This window comes from Pirellula sp. SH-Sr6A, assembly GCF_001610875.1.
In the GTDB taxonomy this organism is placed as follows: domain Bacteria; phylum Planctomycetota; class Planctomycetia; order Pirellulales; family Pirellulaceae; genus JBKCUI01.
The window spans coordinates 5,858,096-5,875,366 of the sequence record NZ_CP011272.1 but is presented as its reverse complement, the minus strand read 5'-3'; the positions used below and the strand labels follow the sequence as shown (position 1 = coordinate 5,875,366).

General features: G+C 54.9%; 11 protein-coding genes and 1 tRNA gene. 6 read left to right on the top strand and 6 right to left on the bottom strand.

What is annotated here, in order from left to right; all coding sequences use genetic code 11:
* Positions 1–139: 139 nt before the first annotated feature.
* Entirely contained in the window at positions 140–892 is a 753-nt protein-coding gene (locus VN12_RS22705; protein ID WP_146678943.1) for a phosphoadenylyl-sulfate reductase, read from the top strand.
* Positions 893–932: 40 nt separating this feature from the next.
* On the top strand, positions 933–1,469 hold the full coding sequence (locus VN12_RS22700) for a DUF1854 domain-containing protein (RefSeq protein ID WP_168164593.1): 537 nt from the start codon (positions 933–935) through the stop codon (positions 1,467–1,469).
* A gap of 11 nt (positions 1,470–1,480) precedes the next feature.
* On the opposite strand, the gene VN12_RS22695 is transcribed toward VN12_RS22700, so the two are convergent.
* A complete protein-coding gene (locus VN12_RS22695) occupies positions 1,481–3,061 on the bottom strand; it encodes a GMC family oxidoreductase (RefSeq protein WP_146678939.1) in 1,581 nt (526 codons plus the stop codon).
* A 9-nt stretch (positions 3,062–3,070) separates the two neighbouring features.
* Positions 3,071–5,227, bottom strand: a complete 2,157-nt coding sequence (locus VN12_RS22690; RefSeq protein WP_205855125.1) for a hypothetical protein — start codon at positions 5,225–5,227, stop codon at positions 3,071–3,073.
* Between the two features lie 122 nt (positions 5,228–5,349).
* Here VN12_RS22690 and VN12_RS22685 point away from each other — a divergent pair.
* The 3 genes from VN12_RS22685 (at position 5,350) to VN12_RS22675 (ending at position 7,727) form a co-directional block, all read left to right on the top strand.
* Positions 5,350–5,422 (top strand) — tRNA-Lys (locus VN12_RS22685).
* Between the two features lie 462 nt (positions 5,423–5,884).
* The gene (locus VN12_RS22680; RefSeq protein WP_146678936.1) at positions 5,885–7,225 is read left to right on the top strand and encodes a PHP domain-containing protein; all 1,341 of its coding nucleotides are present in this window, start codon (positions 5,885–5,887) and stop codon (positions 7,223–7,225) included.
* 190 nt (positions 7,226–7,415) lie between these two features.
* Positions 7,416–7,727 (top strand): hypothetical protein, encoded by a 312-nt coding sequence (locus tag VN12_RS22675; RefSeq protein WP_146678934.1) that lies wholly within the window; start codon positions 7,416–7,418, stop codon positions 7,725–7,727.
* On the opposite strand, the gene fliM is transcribed toward VN12_RS22675, so the two are convergent.
* The 3 genes from fliM to VN12_RS22660 form a co-directional block, all read right to left on the bottom strand.
* Positions 7,707–8,714, bottom strand: coding sequence for a flagellar motor switch protein FliM (fliM, locus tag VN12_RS22670; RefSeq protein WP_146678932.1), 1,008 nt, complete (start codon positions 8,712–8,714; stop codon positions 7,707–7,709). The two genes, VN12_RS22675 and fliM, sit on opposite strands and share 21 nt — an antisense overlap.
* A gap of 68 nt (positions 8,715–8,782) precedes the next feature.
* The gene (locus VN12_RS22665; RefSeq protein ID WP_146678930.1) at positions 8,783–10,063 is read right to left on the bottom strand and encodes a glutamate-5-semialdehyde dehydrogenase; all 1,281 of its coding nucleotides are present in this window, start codon (positions 10,061–10,063) and stop codon (positions 8,783–8,785) included.
* A 247-nt stretch (positions 10,064–10,310) separates the two neighbouring features.
* A complete protein-coding gene (locus VN12_RS22660; RefSeq protein ID WP_146680049.1) occupies positions 10,311–11,297 on the bottom strand; it encodes an ROK family protein in 987 nt (328 codons plus the stop codon).
* A 233-nt stretch (positions 11,298–11,530) separates the two neighbouring features.
* Here VN12_RS22660 and VN12_RS22655 point away from each other — a divergent pair, with 233 nt between their 5' ends.
* Positions 11,531–15,076, top strand: coding sequence for a PVC-type heme-binding CxxCH protein (locus VN12_RS22655; protein WP_146678928.1), 3,546 nt, complete (start codon positions 11,531–11,533; stop codon positions 15,074–15,076).
* Here the strand turns inward: VN12_RS22655 and VN12_RS22650 are convergent.
* Complete coding sequence (locus VN12_RS22650; protein ID WP_146678927.1) at positions 15,073–17,181, bottom strand: alpha/beta hydrolase; 2,109 nt, start codon at positions 17,179–17,181, stop codon at positions 15,073–15,075. The genes VN12_RS22655 and VN12_RS22650 overlap by 4 nt on opposite strands.
* Positions 17,182–17,271: the final 90 nt, after the last annotated feature.

The window sequence follows — 17,271 nt, the reverse complement described above, 5'->3', positions numbered from 1 at the left end:
GCAACCTCGCAATCTTGACCGAATCCGCTAGCGGCCGCTATATTTCAGCACCGCATGCGAGCACGGATCATGTTGGAAACCCGTGCGGCCCGGTACCTTTCCATTACCTCCTCACCTCCCCATCGATTGGTAACCTAAGTTGGCCGAAGACAACAGGTTGGTCGGCTCGCAAGCTGCCGAGCCACCCCTTTACCCAACAGACGAACTCTTGTCCGACCTCAAAGCGGCCAGTGAGAAGCTGGAAACCGCTTCACCCGAGGAAATCTTGGAGTGGGCGTGGGAGCGGTTTGGAAGTAAATTCACGATGGCGACGGCCTTCGGTCCCGAGGGGATGGTCATTCTTGAAATGATCTCGCGCATTGCCCCATCGATGTACGTATTCAATCTCGATACCGGATATCAGTTCCAGGAGACACTCGACCTGCGGGACAAGGTCGCTGACAAGTACGGGTTGGTCGTGGATTTGCTGAAGCCCGAGTTGGCGGTTCCTGAATACGAAGCATTGCACGGAGGCCCTCTTTATCTGACGGACTCCAATCGCTGCTGCTTTGATCGCAAGATCAAGGTACTAGAAAGGGCGGCGTCGGGTCGTCACGCTTGGGCGAGCGCCATTCGCCGGGATCAAAGCCCGGATCGGGCCGCTGCCCCGATTGTGGGATGGGACAAAAAGTTTCACTTGGTTAAGGTCAGTCCTTTGGCCAACTGGACCAAGAAGCATGTTTGGAACCGGATCTTCGAAAAAGAGATCCCTTACAATCCGCTTGTGGACCAAGGGTACACGAGCATTGGCTGCTGGCCTTGCACGCGTCCTACGAGTTTCGGGGAAGACGAGCGAGCGGGGCGATGGAGCGGGACGGGGAAGACCGAGTGCGGTCTACATACGTCGGACTGATCGATTGATTGGGAAACTCCTTTCGTAATAGGACAGAATCGTGACGCAAGCGACGAATGGGAGTACTGGGCTCTCGTTGGCCAAGGTCCCCAATGTAAGGTCCGAGAATGGAGCATGGCTTTTTGAGCTCTCGTTGGACGCGTGGGGACATGTTCAGCTGGTGGATGCGGCGGGAGTCACCTATTCGAATATCAATATTATCCCGTTGTTTCCGTTGACCGCTCCGGAACGTGGCATTTCAATCCTCGACCAAGAGTTCGAGGAGTTGCTTTGTATCGACTCCTTGAGCGAACTATCGGAGCAAGCATCAGGGTTGCTCAAGCAGGAGCTCAAGCTCCGCGAGTTCATCCCTGTCATCCAGCGAGTTATCAGCGTCTCGGGCAAAACGGAGCCGTGTGAATGGCTGGTGGAAACCAATCATGGTGTCACCAGTTTCGTGCTCAACGCGGAAGAGGACGTTCATCGAGTTTCCAACCAGGCGGTGAACATACTCGATGCAAACGGAATGCGATTTCGAGTCGAAGATCTTTCGGCGTTAGATCGGCGTTCCCGCGCATTCATCGAATGGTATGTCTAGTCATCGACTTTTCAGTCGAGCGATTTTGCCTTCGAGATTCGATTTGCTAGGAGGTGTGCGATCATCATGACAGAGACTTGCGTATTTCCGCAGGGCTGGGATGGAAGGATGGATCCGTCGCACACGTAGAGCCGCGACACACCGCGAACTTGAAAATCGGGATCGCACACTGTTTCAAGGTCGGTGCCAACAGAACAGGTTCCGATGTAATGGTAGAGAGTGGTAGCGAACCGGGCCAACGACGTTGCGATTTGATCGTCACTCTGCCTTTTGTTTCCCGGCAAGATTTCATCACCGATGGAAAGTTCGCATGTCCGGTGCATCGGATGGTTTCGGATCCATTGGATCATTCTCACGAAAACATCGCGATCATTGGGCTCGGCAAGATAGTTCGGATCGATTTCAACTTGACCTGAGGAGGAAATTCGCAGCGAACCACGGCTTTGAGGATGAAGCGGCGTGACACCGATGCTGATCGCCTGGGTTGGTTGTTCCCGAATCGGGTATTCCAGGTAATGGGTGGGAGTCAGATGAAGTTGTCCTTCGAATCGCATCGCTGGGAGGTCCGTGGTTTCGTTTCTTTGCATCGTCAGTTTCCAATCTTCTGGTTGGGTTGGCGACAGGAAAGACCCCATTTCGGCGATGTTGGAGGTCATGAGACCATTTTTGTCAGACAGCCAAGCGTTCCTTTCGTCTCGTGTGAAGCGACTCGGGAGTGTTGGAAGGTTGGAGCGATAGATCACCGGATAGATCAAATGGTCTTGCAGGTTTTGCCCTACTTGCGGTGATTCGACCCGAGGCTCGATATCCGCATCGGCCAGTTCTTCGCGTCGCCCCACTCCGCTTCGAAGTAGGATTTCGGGGGAGTGAAGCGCACCGGCGCACAGGATGATTCCACGGTTGGCAAGAAGGGAGTGTTGCGAGCCAGAGACTGAGTCGGTGACTTCGATACCGATGGCTGTTTGATCTTTGAAAAGAACTCGCATCGCGTGAAGCCCCCTCAGGACCGTCAAGTTCGAACAAGGGGCTGGATGCTTGTTTGCTTGCCAAGCATTCCGTCGCCGTCCCGATCGAATGGTCCGAGGATAGGGAAAGAATATTGGTTCCCCATCGCGGTCTTTGGCATGAAGGAATGGTTTGAGCGAAGGGTGGACGAAGGGCTCCATCGGAGCAGTCGAAGGCTCCTGGAAATAGGCCTGCTCAAGACGCTTGAGTGCATCGCTTTGTTCTGCGAAACCCCAGTTCCCGCCCGTGATCGATTCCCAATCGGAAAGGTTTCGAGGGGTTGGAGGGGACCAGATCATCGCATTGACGAGGGAGGATCCACCGAGCCCTTTGCCCGCGGGAAGGGGAATGCGGCGCTGGGCCAATTGCGACTGCGGTAGGGTAGCAATCGAATGGCAGAGAGGGCTTTCGCGGAAAAGCCATGGATAGAGGATTGGGGTTCGAGAGTTCCGGTGTGTTGCGCGAGCGCCTGACTCGAGAACTGCGACCGAACCTAGTTCACGGCGTGCTATTTCCCAGGCCAATACCGAGCCCGCGGAGCCAGCTCCGACAACGATGAAGTCAAACGACTTGATGGGATCGATCAACGAATGCGCCTAGGGGTTCACGTGCACGGTGCGAATATCCGATTGAATGGTCCGTCCATCCTCTCCGGGTTGTTGGAGCTGCAATCGAATAGGCCCCGTTCCGACCTGGGGCATCGATAGAGTTAGTTTGGATTCCCCCGTCTGGATCGTGCCGATTTTTTCTCGTTCGTGCCAGACTTCGATATCGCGGGTGGTTGCAAATCCCGTGGAGGTGATTGTGAGTTCCGGAGTTTTTTGTAATTCGATGGAATCGGGGCAGCTCCAAGTAACGCGTTCCTTTTTGGAAGGGTTGGTCGATTCGTCGAAGAGATAGACCCAATGGGATTGTTCGAATCGGTGTTGTAGCGGCCCTTTTCCTTTCGCGATGACTCGTAACTCATGCCACCCCAGGGGCGCGCTCGATGTGTTGATTTGGAGTTCGGGTTCGAAGAGGACTTCATTGATGTAAGCGCCATCAATGGTACAGGTAATCGTATCGATGGGAGGAGCATCGGCATCTTGAGAAAAGCGAAGCCCTATGCTTTGGTTTCGAGCGATTTGTTCGGGAGCTTCGACGATTTGGAATCGTGGCGGCTGGGTGAAAGGTTGGCAGAGAGGATCCCCGACTATCAGCAGTTGATAGGGGCATAGCACCGTGCTATAGAAGGCCTCGGCGGAGGTCAATCCATCGGTGTAGGCATCGTGGATAAGAGGATTTGGGAATTTGTTAATGATCGAGTAGGGTTCGGTGACGGCTCCGCTACTGATTGCAGCACCGTGTCGAATGAATTCGGTAGCTTTGGTCTGGGAGGCATCAGTCATGGCTCCACCAAGGCTAGTCAAGTTGTCAGCGATCGAGCCCGGCATGAGTTCCGCGCCGCTTTGAGTCAGCTGAAAGGTGGGGGTACCGATCATGAGCCCTGCGCATTGGACTCGCTTCGTTGGCAATGCCTCCTCGATGACTTTCGCATCGAATCCCTTTTTCTTTAATCGATTGATGGCGAGATCGAAGTAGGGGAGGCGAGTCGTCGTCCGCACATCACCGGTTTTCGCGAATAAGAAAGCGCCCTCGATCGGCCGATAGTCCGATTGCGCACTGCGTTTCAGACCGTCAATCACTTCGAATCGCGTGATCCCGAAGTCTTTTGAGACACCGAGCATCGTCGATAGCAAGTAGGTGGTACCGAAGTTCGGTTGTTTGGTTGCGAGCGAGTTCGGAGCATATGTCGTTCGTGCGTCAAATCCGCGAAAGGGAGTGAAATCAAAGGTTATATCTTTGCAAAGCTTCAGAATCCGCTTCATGCGGGGATCGTTTTGGAGAGATTGGAAGAGTTCATCGTCCACCAGTGCGGATCGGTATTGCCAACCTCCGAGGGCGGCTTGTTCGAGTCTGGCTAAGGCTTCGTCGGCGTTGTCGTTTTTCATCCAAAGCTGGGCAGCGATGATTTGCATCGGTGGTCGAAGGTCTCGGGGAAGTTTTTGTATTTCTTGGTCGAAGATCTTCGCGGCATTTTCCCAATCCATCGCTTGGCTTTTCGCAACGAGATCTTTCATGATTTCGGTATCGGCAATGAGAGGACGAAGGAGGGAGGAGCCGGGGCGAGACGCGTAGCCGTTGGCTTCAAAGCCGAGGTATGCGGGGGAGCCAGCGACGACATATTTGAAGAAGTAGGTCAGGCCGTTGATAGACGCGACCGGGGTCAGGTATTGCGATTTGTCAGGAATCGAGTTGACTTCTGGTGCGACATCAATGGCAGTGGGAAAGTCGACCGAATAAGCGATTCCTTGGAGATGCCGCCCCAAGCCTCGTTGTTCGATTTGGGTCAAGACAGGGAGAAGGATCGAGTTTCGAAAGAACTCAATCGAGACTTTGTCGGTTTCTGGTATTCCGGTCAAGACGATGATGTTATTAGAGGGGATACCTCGCAGGGAGCAGAAGTGATTGGCAACGGTTCGAGAGGAGATCGAGTCGCCGTTGACGACGACGGCCCAATGGCTCGCGCTGGCGCCTGCATGGGATTTTGAGGGAGCGAGAACGATACAAGCCAGCGTGCAAACGATTCCGAGTACCGCCTGGGTGATTCGATGGCAAGGCCCGTGAAAAATCGATTTCAGCAAGCCGTCCTTCGAGATCGGAAAATCCGAAAAGGAGGACGAAAACGGAGTCTGAAAGTTTTCGGTGATCACGCAAAGCCCCTTTAAAAATCTGGCGACGTTGCTACCATGCTCCGTTACATCAGGGCCGGGAAGCCGGTAGTCGTGGAAGCCCCCCGCATGAGGGTGCTCGGTCTTGAGAAACCCAGTCTAAAGAGAGCGTAGCTCAGTCGGTAGAGCAAAGGACTTTTAATCCTTGGGTCGAGAGTTCGAGTCTCTCCGCTCTCATTAACTTCAAACCCGCGTTTTCCTTGGTTTTTCCAGGCGATCCGCGGGTTTTTTCGTTGGCGGCGGTCCTGGTGTGTCGGGTTGCCATACGCGGGGTGGCTCTGGGACTTAATCGTGTCCTCGCGACCACATCATCGTTTGCATTCCGTCCCCCCCATTATGAGATCGTGTGGCGAGTTCCCAGTTCCGGTCGGAGATGGTTGTCGCAAAGAGGAGTGGGGTCAGACACCGACTTTGCTTTTAAAAACGATGCGGAGCGTGCATCGATACACTGGCAGTCTCTAGGTTGCTGATGCCTCGTTCACCCGCCTGAGCTATCGGGTAGGATTCAAGGCTTCGCAGCCCGATTCCCGAGCCTATGGAACTTGCTTACAGGTGGAGGTTGTTCATGACCAAACGCTCCAAGTTGCCAGGAAGGACCTCTGCTTCCCAACACGAACGTACTGAAGCGAGTGAATGCGCATGTTGAACTTCGAGCGACCCAGCTGTCTGGCACTCATGATTGGGGTCCTAGGATTGCTGAATCCTGCAACTGTGGATGGGCAGGATGCTTTAGAGCGATTGACCGAAGGCAATCTGAAGAGAACGCGTGAGTTCATCGAACGGAATCGTGCAATGCGGACCGAAGTGCCGCAGCGAGGGCCGTTGAAGACGGCGCGTGCGAACCTCCACGTCCATTCCGAGCTTTCTCACGATAGTCGTGGCAAGATCGAAGCGATAGTCGCGGCGGCCAAGAGGGCGAAGTCGCAGGTCTTGATGTTCACCGAGCATCCATCCAAAGAGAAAGATTTCTACCTCGACGGTCATCAAGGGATCATCGACGAGGTTCTCTGCATTCCAGGAGCCGAAATGAAGGGGATGTTGGTCTACCCCACCCTTAGTTTGGCACCCTTTGCTGCTGCAGAACCGAAGGAGATTGCTTCCATAGTTCGCAGCCGGGGTGGGCACGTGTTTTTGTCCCATCTCGAGGAGCGTATGGATTGGCAGTTCGCGGGGATCACGGGAACGGAGATCTACAACACCCATGCGGATTTCAAAAAGCAAATGGGCTTGGTTCAAGCCATGAAGAATCCGCTGTGGTTTGTTCGGATCGCGTCGCTGCTTGAGAAGTATCCTCAGGAGGTTTATTCTGCGTTGCAATCCTACCCGGGAGATTATTTGCGCCGATACGATCAATTATGCCAAATACACCCTCACACCGGCGTGGCTGCGAATGATGCACATGAGAATGTTGGGATTCAGATTCGAATGGGCGATACCGATTCATCGATCGTCGTGACCGATGCTCTCGGAGACCAGATTGTGAAGCTGCCCCGATTGGGTATTGAGAAGCTTCTTTCCATTCCACCGAATGCGGCAACCGGGGACGTGTTGTTGAAAGTCCAACTGGACCCCTATGAGAACAGTCTTCGCCATGCTGGGACGTTTCTCTTGGTGGAGACATTGACGCAGCCTGCCGTATGGGATGCGCTCGACCGTGGGCGATCTTTCGTTGCGTTTGATTGGATTGCCGACGCACAAGGCTTTTCTCTTGCCGCCGTCCAGCAGGTTGAAACCCAATCGAAGCGGCATGAGATCGGGAGTCAATTATCTCTGACGGATGGACCGATTCGACTCGAAGGTTTGTCGCCATTGCCGGCTACTTGGAAGCTCTTTCGCAATGGCGAAACCGTGGAGACTTGGACGGGGAGCGATTGCCGGTTCGACATACGCCAGCCAGGCGTTTATCGTGTGGAGTTATGGCTGGATGGATGGGAGGATCCGCAGATTTGGATTCTCACCAGTCCCATATATATCGAGTAATGTATTTTCCTGTTTGGGTTGCTTGCATTGTTCTGAAAGGAAATTCTTTTTGGCTGTGACCAGACGTGTCCCGCCCATTTCGATGATGAAGTGGAGTCAGGGAGACGAGCCTTCCTGACACCGAAGTCATTCGGACAAAGACAGAGGGGAGCTTCGAGAGCCCCCCGTTTTTTGGGAAGGGAATGGAAACATGGCAGCAGCAACTATCGCAGGTCGAGAATCGGGAAAACTGGTTCAAACTCGATTCGACTTTGATTCGGTGCATTCGGAAACGACGCAGCAAGAGAATTCGTTCCGAGCCGAGTTGGGAGCCTTGCGCGGTCGTCCATCTGTTGGGGCGGCGTCTTTGGGGTCCGATCGCATGCGGAGAGGCGAGTGCCGGCATGTTGGGGGAGCGCTCGTGTCAGTGCTTGGGAAGTATGGATTGACCGTCGACGCATTGTTGGATGAGATTGAGCGTCAAAAGGCACTGCAAACGGCGTCAGGGGCTCTTGTCCAATAGGGCTTGGATCTGGATTGCTTTGCGGCCTTTGAAAGCACCTGCGGATGCAAGGAACTTGACCCGATTGGAGACTTCCACCTCGAGGGGTTCGCCCGTATCTTTCTCGGTGGAGATGATGTCGCCGATTTCTAGATCAAAGAGATCGGATGTTTTGATTTTGGACCGAGCGAGAGTGACGATAACTTCTGCTTCCGAGCCATCGAGTCGTTGTAGCAATTGAGTCTTCGTTTCGACGTTGCTTCGCGCGGAGGCGTATCCAATCCAGCTGTTGCTGGTCAATTTGCTGTTCACCCGTTCGATGGTGTTGTACGGGATACAGAGATTGATCATCCCTCGGACTTGCCCAATCGTCAGTTCGAAGCTGACCATCACGACGACTTCGTTGGGCGGAACGATTTGTACAAGTTGGGGATTGCTCTCCACCCGTTCGACTTCGATGTTCATCTCCACGATATTGAACCAAGCTGTTTGCAGTTCGCGGAGGAATACATTGCTAATGCGAGTAGCGAGTCTCAGTTCGATTTCGGAGAGGGGACGTTTGAGGGTAGAGTCGCCCGAGACGCCTCCCCCCAGCATGCGATCGATGATGGGAAAGAGGAGTGCGGGACTGATATCCAGCACCCAGTTTCCTTCCAAGGGGAGGGGTTTTAGAAGATTGAAGCAGGTCGGGATAGTAAGGCTGTAGACGAATTCGCTGTACGTCAACTGATCGACGCTGATCAAGCGGACTTCGACCATCGATCGCAGGACAGCAGAGAGCGATGCGCCAAGGTTGCGAGAGAAGCCATCGTGCAGAGACTGGAGTGCACGCATCTGTTCTTTGCCGACCCGCTCGGGACGTTTGAAGTCGTATGCCAGGATGCGCATTTTTGGCGCACCGGATTTCTTGGGATCGGACTTCTTGGAATCCCCAGAGGGTTTGGCTTGCGGTTCAAGAGATTGGAGCAGACTTTCCACATCGCTGCGACTCAGTACATCGTCTGACATGAAGGGTATCCTTTCCCTATCTCATTGTGGATTGTGTTCATCGTGGCGAGGGAGCTTTGAGCGTTCCCTCAGTTAGCACGAATATGACCGTTCCCGCGAACGATGAATTTGTAAGTGGTTAACTCTCGCAGGCCGCAGGGGCCTCGTGCATGAAACTTATCCGTGCTGATTCCAATTTCCGCTCCCATTCCCAATTGTCCACCGTCGTTGAAACGGGTAGAGGCATTAATCATCACGGCGGCGGAATCGATTTCCCGCACAAAACGGTCGGCGGACTGAATGCAATTCGTCACGATCGATTCCGTATGTCGCGAGCTGTATTGCTCGATGTGATCGATCGCTTCGTCGAGTGACCCCACAACTTTGACGCTCATCGTAGGGCCGAGATATTCAAGGCTCCAATCCGCGTCCGATGCAGAGATAGTCGCAGGGATCAGCCGGCGGCAGTCCGCGTCTCCTCGGTATTCGATATTGTACGCCCGGAGTCGCTGATCAAGCTGAGGCAGAAAGAGATCCGCAACATCTCGATGCACCAATAATGATTCCATGGCATTGCAAACCCCCATGCGTTGGCACTTGGAATTCTCGACGATACTGAGGGCCATTTCCAAGTCGGCGTGACGGTCGACGTAGACATGGCAGTTGCCATCGTAATGTTTCAGGACCGGCATTGTCGCTTCCGCGACAACGCGTCGAATCAATGCTTCGCCACCACGGGGAATCACCAAATCGATCGCGTCGGACATTTTAAGAAAATGACCCACTGCTTCTCTGTCGGTGGTGGCGACCATTTGCAACGCGTCGAGGGGAAGCTTGCAAACACTTGCCGATTCGCGAAGGCATTCGACGATTTTTTGGGAGCTATGGATCGCCTCCTTGCCACCTCGCAGGATGATTGCGTTTCCGCTTTTGATAGCGATAGCCGCGGCATCCGCCGTGACATTGGGCCGGGATTCGTAGATAAAAAAGAGGACGCCGAGCGGAACACGGGTCTTTTGAATTTCTAGACCGTTGGGTCGTCGAGAGCCTTCTATGACTTCTCCTACCGGGTCGGCTAGTGCTGCGACTTCTCTTAGGCCGGACGCAATTTGTGCGATCCGTTCCTTCGTCAGCTTCAATCGCTCTCGTTCGGCCGAGGTCAATCCATACTCGTCCGCTTTGGACAAATCGATTGCGTTGGCGTCGAGGAGCGCGGACTCGTTAGCGACCAAGGCATCGGCCGCGTGGAGCAACCATTGGTTTTTGATGGCGGTAGAGAGGCTCGCCATCTGTCTCGCAGCTCGCTTTGCCCGGTCCGCCACATCGCGACAGTATGAATCCAGTTGGGGGATAGTCGAGAGAATCGTCATGTCGTCGCGGCAGACTCGGTAAATTGGAAAAACAGGTCGTGGGGAGTATCGGAAAAGTTGGAGTTGGGGTCAATCGCGAAGCGAATGCTAGCGTGGTTCTTTTCGCGAGTTATCCGAGCAAGGAGCAAGGAGCAAGGAGCAGGGAGCAGGGAGCAGGGAGCAGGGAGCAGGGAGCAGGGAGCAGGGGGCAGGGAGCAGGGGGCAGGGGGCAGGGGGTTGGTTTGCGTTGGAGATTTGCGACGGTCGCTTAGATGACCGCCACAGCCGGAGCTACTGATTTCTTTTGTCCCCACAGGGCAGCGCCCATGGCCCCGGCGTCGTCGCCAAGCTTGGCCATTTTGACATCGAACATTCCGCTGTAGCAAGGAAGGATGTTTTTCTTTGCGATTCGGTTCACTTCATCGAGATAAAGTCCTTCGAGCGCTTCGACGAGACCGCCGCCGAGGATAATCACTTCGGGGCAAAGCATGTGGACGAGGTTCACGACGGCATAGCCGACGGTTTGGGCGGCTTGGCGCACGACGTTCTCGACAGCCTTATCGCCATCGCGGATGGAGGCAGCGAGGACTTTGCTGCGGATCTGCGCGATATCGGTGCCGACCGCACGCAGCAGATTGGGGGCTTCTCCGCGGTAGGCGAGCTTGGCGCATTCGGCGGCGATCGCGAGCCGGCTCGCTTCGCTTTCGAGTGTGCCGGGCATATCGACGCCGCTGGTGCGATTGGTGGAAGCGATTTTCGTGTGGCCAATTTCCATGCAGGAAGATCGGCGACCTCGGAGAATTTGGCCTTCGTAAACGAATCCGCCGCCGATACCGGTACCTGGAAAAATACCGGCGACGCTGCGAGCCCCGATTGCGGCCCCGGCGCAGTATTCGCCGTAGACTCCGGCATCGACGTCATTCAGAACGGAAACGGGGCAATCGAGGGCGTCTTCGAGCATGGCGGCGAGCGAGACGTTTTTCCAACCCAGGTTGACTGCGACGTTGACGATGCCTTGGTCCATATCCACTGGTCCGGGGCAACCGACACCGAGTGACTTTAGATCATTGATAGGCAGAGCATTTTCGGCAAACGTTTCGCGGACCAAATCGGCGATGCGCGTCACACCCGCTTGGGCCCCTTCGGTGCCCTTTGTTTTTTTTCGTTTGCGAGCCACGATTTTCTGCTTTTCGTCCATCACGACGCAAAGCATCTTGGTCCCACCTAAATCAAAGCCGCAATAGAACTGAGTCATGTAAGTAATTCGGCGAAGGTCGTTGGAAAGATGGGAAACGGTCCTCAAGACGTCTCCCTTCGATTAAAGTATAGTCTACGAATAGCGAGTGTCGTACAACCCAGGATCAACCGATCGAGAGCGATTGGCTAGTGCAATCCATTGGGAGTGCGGTAACCGCCCCACCTACGTAACCCTCCAGCGCCATTCATTGGCCTTCTACCCATTTTTCCCTCTCACCTCACAGAATCGGAATGGATCGTACAACTGCTACCTTGAAGCGCAGACAATTCGCGAGAGTGCTGTTTTCCTCTCTGATCGCCGCTTTGTTGGCCGGCACCGCATCCGCACAGCGAGAACTGACCGATATTCCCGTTCCTGATGCGAAGGAGGAGTTGGCAACCTTTCAGATGGGGGATGGCTGGACCGCGGAATTGTTTGCCGGCGATGAGTCGCGATTGGCGAAGCCGATTCACATGAATTGGGACAATCGCGGTCGGTTGTGGGTCGCGAGCAGCGAAACGTATCCGCAGATAGTTCCGGGCAAACCCGCCAATGACAAAATCCTTGTTTTGGAAGACACAGATGGCGATGGCCGGGCCGACAAAACGACGGTATTCGCCGAAGGCTTGCTGATTCCGACCGGCGTGTTGCCAGGCAATGATGGTTCGATGGCCAGCGCCTATGTCGTCAATAGCGACAAGCTCGAGTACATGGTCGATCGAGATGGGGATCTGGTCGCCGACGAGAAGCAAGTCATCTTGTCCGGATTCGGAACCGAGGACACGCACCATCTGCTGCACTCCCTTCGTTGGGGGCACGATGGATGGCTCTATATGAACCAATCCATCTATATCCACTCGCACATCGAAACACCTTGGGGAGTGGAGCGACTCAATGGTGGCGGCATTTGGCGCTATCACCCCTCGACCAAGCAATTGGAGGTCGTCGCGCGCGGTTTCGTCAATCCATGGGGTGTGCACTTCGATCGGTATGGTCAGATGTTTGCGACCGATGGTGCCTATGGAGAGGGGATCAATTACGTCTTTCCAGGCAGTGTATTTGTAACGGCGGTAGGGGGAACGCGATTTTTGGGAGGTTTGAATCCCGGCAGTCCGAAGCATTGTGGACTGGAGATCCTCAGCGGCGATCACTGGCCCGAAAACATTCGTGGTTCCATGGTCACCAACGACTTCCGAGCGCACCGGGTTTGTCGTTTTGTTGTCACCGACGATCGATCCGGTTACGAGTCGGTTCAGCAACAAGAGGTCATCAAGACCACCCACGTCGCCTTTCGACCGATCGACGCGAAGCAAGGGCTCGATGGCCACCTCTACATCGCGGACTGGTACAACCCGATCATCCAGCATGGCGAGGTCGATTTCCGCGATCCACGCCGCGACAGGACGCATGGCCGCATCTGGCGATTGACACACAAGGATCAGAAAAAATCGAACTGGAAGCCAATCGATGCCAAACTGTCCTTCGATGAGCTGGCAAGTTTGATGACCGACGAAGCCGATTTGCCTCGTCTATTTGCGACGCAAGCGATGCGACTCAAGGCCCCTACGATGGAGCAAGTGCGTGGAGCTTGGGCCGGAGCGGCCCGAGAAGTGGATCGATTGCAGTGGTTGTGGATGCTGGAAGGGCAAGAGGCATTTCCGAAGGAGATGCAGGAGCAGCTTTTGCGAAGCGAGGATGGTCGAATCCGCGCGGCTGCCTACCATTCCTGCCTCAATCAGTTGAGTCGTGAAATTCGATTGGCTCGCGCGTCGGGGCAACCCCTTGCTCCTGCCCAGTGGGACGCTTGGCTGCAGCGTGCGAAACCGGGACTTGCCGATGCGCACCCGCGTGTTCGGTTGGAGACGTTGCGCATTCTCGCTGAAATCCCAACCGCGGAATCCGCTGCATTAGCGTGTCAGGTTCTCGACCAACCGATGGATCGGTTTTTAGACTTCGCGCTGTGGCAAACGCTCCGCGACCTTAAGGATGCTTGGCTGCCCGACTTCAACACGAATCCGAAGGGTCTTAACGGAAAGCCCAACCACATTGCCTTTGCCATGCGAGCGGTGCAGGACCCATCGAGCGTCGATGCGTTGCTTCAGTTGATCGCGACAGGGAGCGTCACATCCAATACCAACGCGTCGGAATTGCTTCAGTTAGCAGCCGAGCTAGGGACTTCTTCGCAACAGTCGCGTTTGTTGGACGTGCTTCTTCGTCCCGATGCGAAACCAGCGTTGGAACCCGCTGCTAAAGCTTCGATCTTTGCCGCGATTCTCGATGGAAGCAAGGCAAGGAAACAAGTCGTTGCACCATCCGCCGAAGCCAAAACTGTCCTCGCGACCCTCTCCCAATCGAATGCGGCTGGCGATCAAGCGATGAGGAAGTTGGCATTGCGGGCGATCGGGCAATGGAAAATAGGTGACCTGCGAGGGCGCATCGCTAGCGCTTTACAAGACTCGAACTCCGGTGTTCGGGCGGCAGCCATTGTGGGACTTGCGGCGATAGGAGACGTCGATGCAAAGAAACAAGTGATTCAGTTAACCCAAGATCCGGACGCGGTGGTTTCGGTGGCTGCGATCGAGCAAACCCTCGAGTTTGACTTGGGAGGGGCCTGCGAAGCGATCGCATCCAAGATGTCGGCAGGCGGTGTCTCCGATGAAGCATGGAATCAAATCGTTCGACTGATCTTAGGGAAAAAAGGGGGAGCGGATGCTCTCGCCAGCGCCGTGTCAAAAGCCAAAGTTGCTGTCGCACCAGAAACGGGTAGGCAAGTTCGGGCGGCGATTCGCAGCAGTGGCGCGGAAGCGACAAAACTGTTGGAGACGATTGAATCGGCCGCCAAGCTCAAGGAGAATCGATGGGTGTGGTCCGAGTCCCTTCGCGACCAGTGGATTGCCAAAGCGCAGTCGTCTGGCGACCCACATCGAGGCGAGATGATTTACAGGCGGGCCGAATTGCAGTGCGTTCAGTGTCACCGAATCGCCGGAGTTGGGGGGCTCGTAGGTCCTGATCTGTCTTCGATCGGAGCCCAGGCACCTGCGGACTATTTGTTAGAGGCGCTCCTCAATCCAGCTGCGAAAGTGAAGGAGGGCTATAACGCCAAATTGATTCGAACCGTGGACGACGAGATCGTTACAGGGATTCCGATTGGAGAGACCGACACGACGGTCACATTGCGTGGAGCTGATGGGAAAGAGATTCGGATTCTGAAGGAATCGATCGATGAAAGCAAAGACTCGCGGTCCCTGATGCCCGATGGATTGCTCGATTCGCTAAGTGAAGCGGAAGCGATTGATCTGCTTCGGTTCATGATCGAGATGGGGCGCATTGATGGTCCGATGCGTGTGCAAGAGGACGGCTCGCTTCGAGATTGGAAATCGCTCGTCTGGACGCAAAAAGCGCATCAGTTGTTCAATCGAACGAGCCTTGATTCCGTTGCGGGGGATCAATCGGTGTTCACGTGGCAGCCTTCCGCTGCATTGGTGTCTGGGCAAGTTCCTTTGAACGGGACAGCAACGTTTCAGCCCCATGCCGGAATGGAGCCAGTCACTTTCTTGATGACGGAACTCCAAGTCGATCGAGAAGGAACCCTAAGGCTTCTCCTCGGTGAAAACGCGAAGAAGGGGATGCTGTTGTGGGTCCAAGGAGTTCCGACCGCGATCGAAGGGGATTCCGTGCAGTTCGATGTGAAGACCGGAGCATTGAGGCTTCAAGTGGGGATCAAGCGACCTGTGATGGGAGATCGCGTTCAGATCCGTGTCGACCGAGATAAATCCACTGCCCGAGTTGCCCCCTAGAGCTGGTTTGCAATCCAGGATTCGAGGAGTCGAAGTAGCTCGTCCGAGATTGGGGTGTTCTCTTCCGATTCTCGGGTGGAATCGTTCGGTGCGGGCTGAAGCCAGTGGTTGAGACCGCGAAGTTGTTCCAATCGAATCGACTTCGCGGACCCTCGTGCAATCGATTCCTCAATTTTGGGGCGATTCACCTCGGGAACGATTTGCAAGTCTCGTTCCCCCCAAACAGCCAAGACTGGGCAGCGCAACAGCATCCAAGATGGGGCGGGTTCGTTGAACAAGAATTCTTTGCTCCAGGGAGATCGCAGATTCTCGTAGTCCGAAAGAAGTTGCGACTCCAAGTCCTTTCGTAATTGAGCCCACTCGGCGGCCGTCTTGTTTCCTTCGACGGATAGCTTTAGATCTTCCCAGTGCTCGATTACCAATTGCTGCACCTCAGCGATCGCAGCCTCTTCGCTCAAGCTGGCTCGAGCGAGCGAATGGATCCTGCGTTGGATCGATTCCATCAGTGATTGATTTTTAGGGGCCATACCATCGAGAACGGCGAGCTTTCTCGATTGAGAAAGGAGTAGTTCGCTGCCTGCTACGCCGGGAGGCGCGAGCAAAACCAGGAAGGAGATCGCGGGATTGGTGGATGACGCTAGAACCGCTGTGCCGGCACCTTCACCATGTCCCAGCAAACCGATTTTCTTGGCATCAATGCGAGGATTCTTCGCGAGGTAGGCCAAGACGGCTTGCAGATCCTCGATCGATTTTGACGGGGTGAACTGGTTATCCGGGGGCGCGCTCGCTCCGACACCTCGGTCATCGAATCGAAGGGACGCTACACCTTGGTTCGCCAGCCATCGAGCAAGATCGCGATAGGGTTTGAAGGTTCCTCGTGTCCCGTCTCGATCTTGTGGACCATACGTGGAGAGCAAGACCACCGCAGGAACAGGGGCGGACGATTTGGTCTCGGGAAGTGTGAGTGTGCACGCCAGAAAAGCTGGTGGTTCGTCGGATTTTCGGGTGGAGCGAATGCCCCGACCACGGATATCGAGAAGAAAGGCGGATTCGTTGGGAGCGAGGTCGCGAGTGGACGTGTCGGCTCGGGTGGAGTCCATCGTAATACGCACCGAGTCCTGCTCAGCCTTCTTCGTGTTCGCAGGCGCAGAGGATTCCGCCGTTGATGGGGAATTTGGCATGGGCTCTGGAGTCTTCTCCTTTTTGGGAGAGGGAACCGTTTTCCCCTCCGGCTTCCAGAGCTTCATTTCCAATGGATTTGCGAGTTCCTTGCGTCGAAACGTCCCTGCCATCATGTCTTCCGAGGCGAGGATGGCCCGATACTCGGCTTGCAGGGAGGGAATCGAAAACTCCAACGTACCATCCTCGTCTCTTCGAAAGTCGACCGGTTTACCGATTAGGTTTTTAGCTAGGGAATCGAAAAGGATGCGCGGCTTCTGTTCGGTGTAGGGGGGCTTAGTGTAGAACCGAAACCGAAAATCGAATGGATTCGCCGAAGAGCTAGCGCCGAGGGAGGGTAGCGAGTCGGTCCATACGATGTCTGCTCCTAGCGTCTCTTTGGATTCGGCAGGTAGTTGTTCGGCGCGGACGAGAGGAACGGCGATGGTTTGAGGGCCGATCACGAGCAAGCCGGTTACTTTATTCGCGGACTCTTGATTACCGACGTAAGTCCAGACTTGTTTGGTGACCGGATCGGTCCATTCCAGTTTCCAAGCATCCTTGGTGACCTCCAGTTTCGAGAAGGGGGTTGGCTTTGTTTGGACTTCGGGAGTGGAGCTACTCCCCTGCAGAACCCCTTTCGAATCTTTTTGAAACTGGACGAACCAGCGCAGGTGGGTCTCGGGTGCCTCAATCCATCCGACCCAGGTTTCGAGGGGCTGCCTCAATGGATCTGGAGCGTTGGCAGAGCTGTTGGATTCCACAACCGGTGATGCTGGAGGTTGGAATAAGGGGTTCTCCCCCATGGCGACATGGCACAATGGGATCCCTAGGAGATAGCCAGTCATTCCGAACCAAAGCGATCGTGCGACCCATATGCGTCCTCGCGCTTTGCGAATGGAATTGGGTGTCGTGGAGGGGGGGCGTCGAAGATGGTGTGAGTTCATAACGTTTTCAATGCGTTGAGAGTTCTGAGTCCGCTCCCTTACCGATTCAATTGTACCGAATGTAGGGGTTATCCTAGCGGATCAAAGAGA

Coding starts and splice junctions, on each gene's coding strand:
- VN12_RS22680 (WP_146678936.1), top strand. CDS start 5,885: ATGTTGAACTTCGAGCGACCCAGCTGTCTGGCACTCATGATTGGGGTC.
- VN12_RS22675 (WP_146678934.1), top strand. CDS start 7,416: ATGGCAGCAGCAACTATCGCAGGTCGAGAATCGGGAAAACTGGTTCAA.
- fliM (WP_146678932.1), bottom strand. CDS start 8,714: ATGTCAGACGATGTACTGAGTCGCAGCGATGTGGAAAGTCTGCTCCAA.
- VN12_RS22665 (WP_146678930.1), bottom strand. CDS start 10,063: ATGACGATTCTCTCGACTATCCCCCAACTGGATTCATACTGTCGCGAT.
- VN12_RS22660 (WP_146680049.1), bottom strand. CDS start 11,297: ATGACTCAGTTCTATTGCGGCTTTGATTTAGGTGGGACCAAGATGCTT.
- VN12_RS22655 (WP_146678928.1), top strand. CDS start 11,531: ATGGATCGTACAACTGCTACCTTGAAGCGCAGACAATTCGCGAGAGTG.
- VN12_RS22650 (WP_146678927.1), bottom strand. CDS start 17,181: ATGAACTCACACCATCTTCGACGCCCCCCCTCCACGACACCCAATTCC.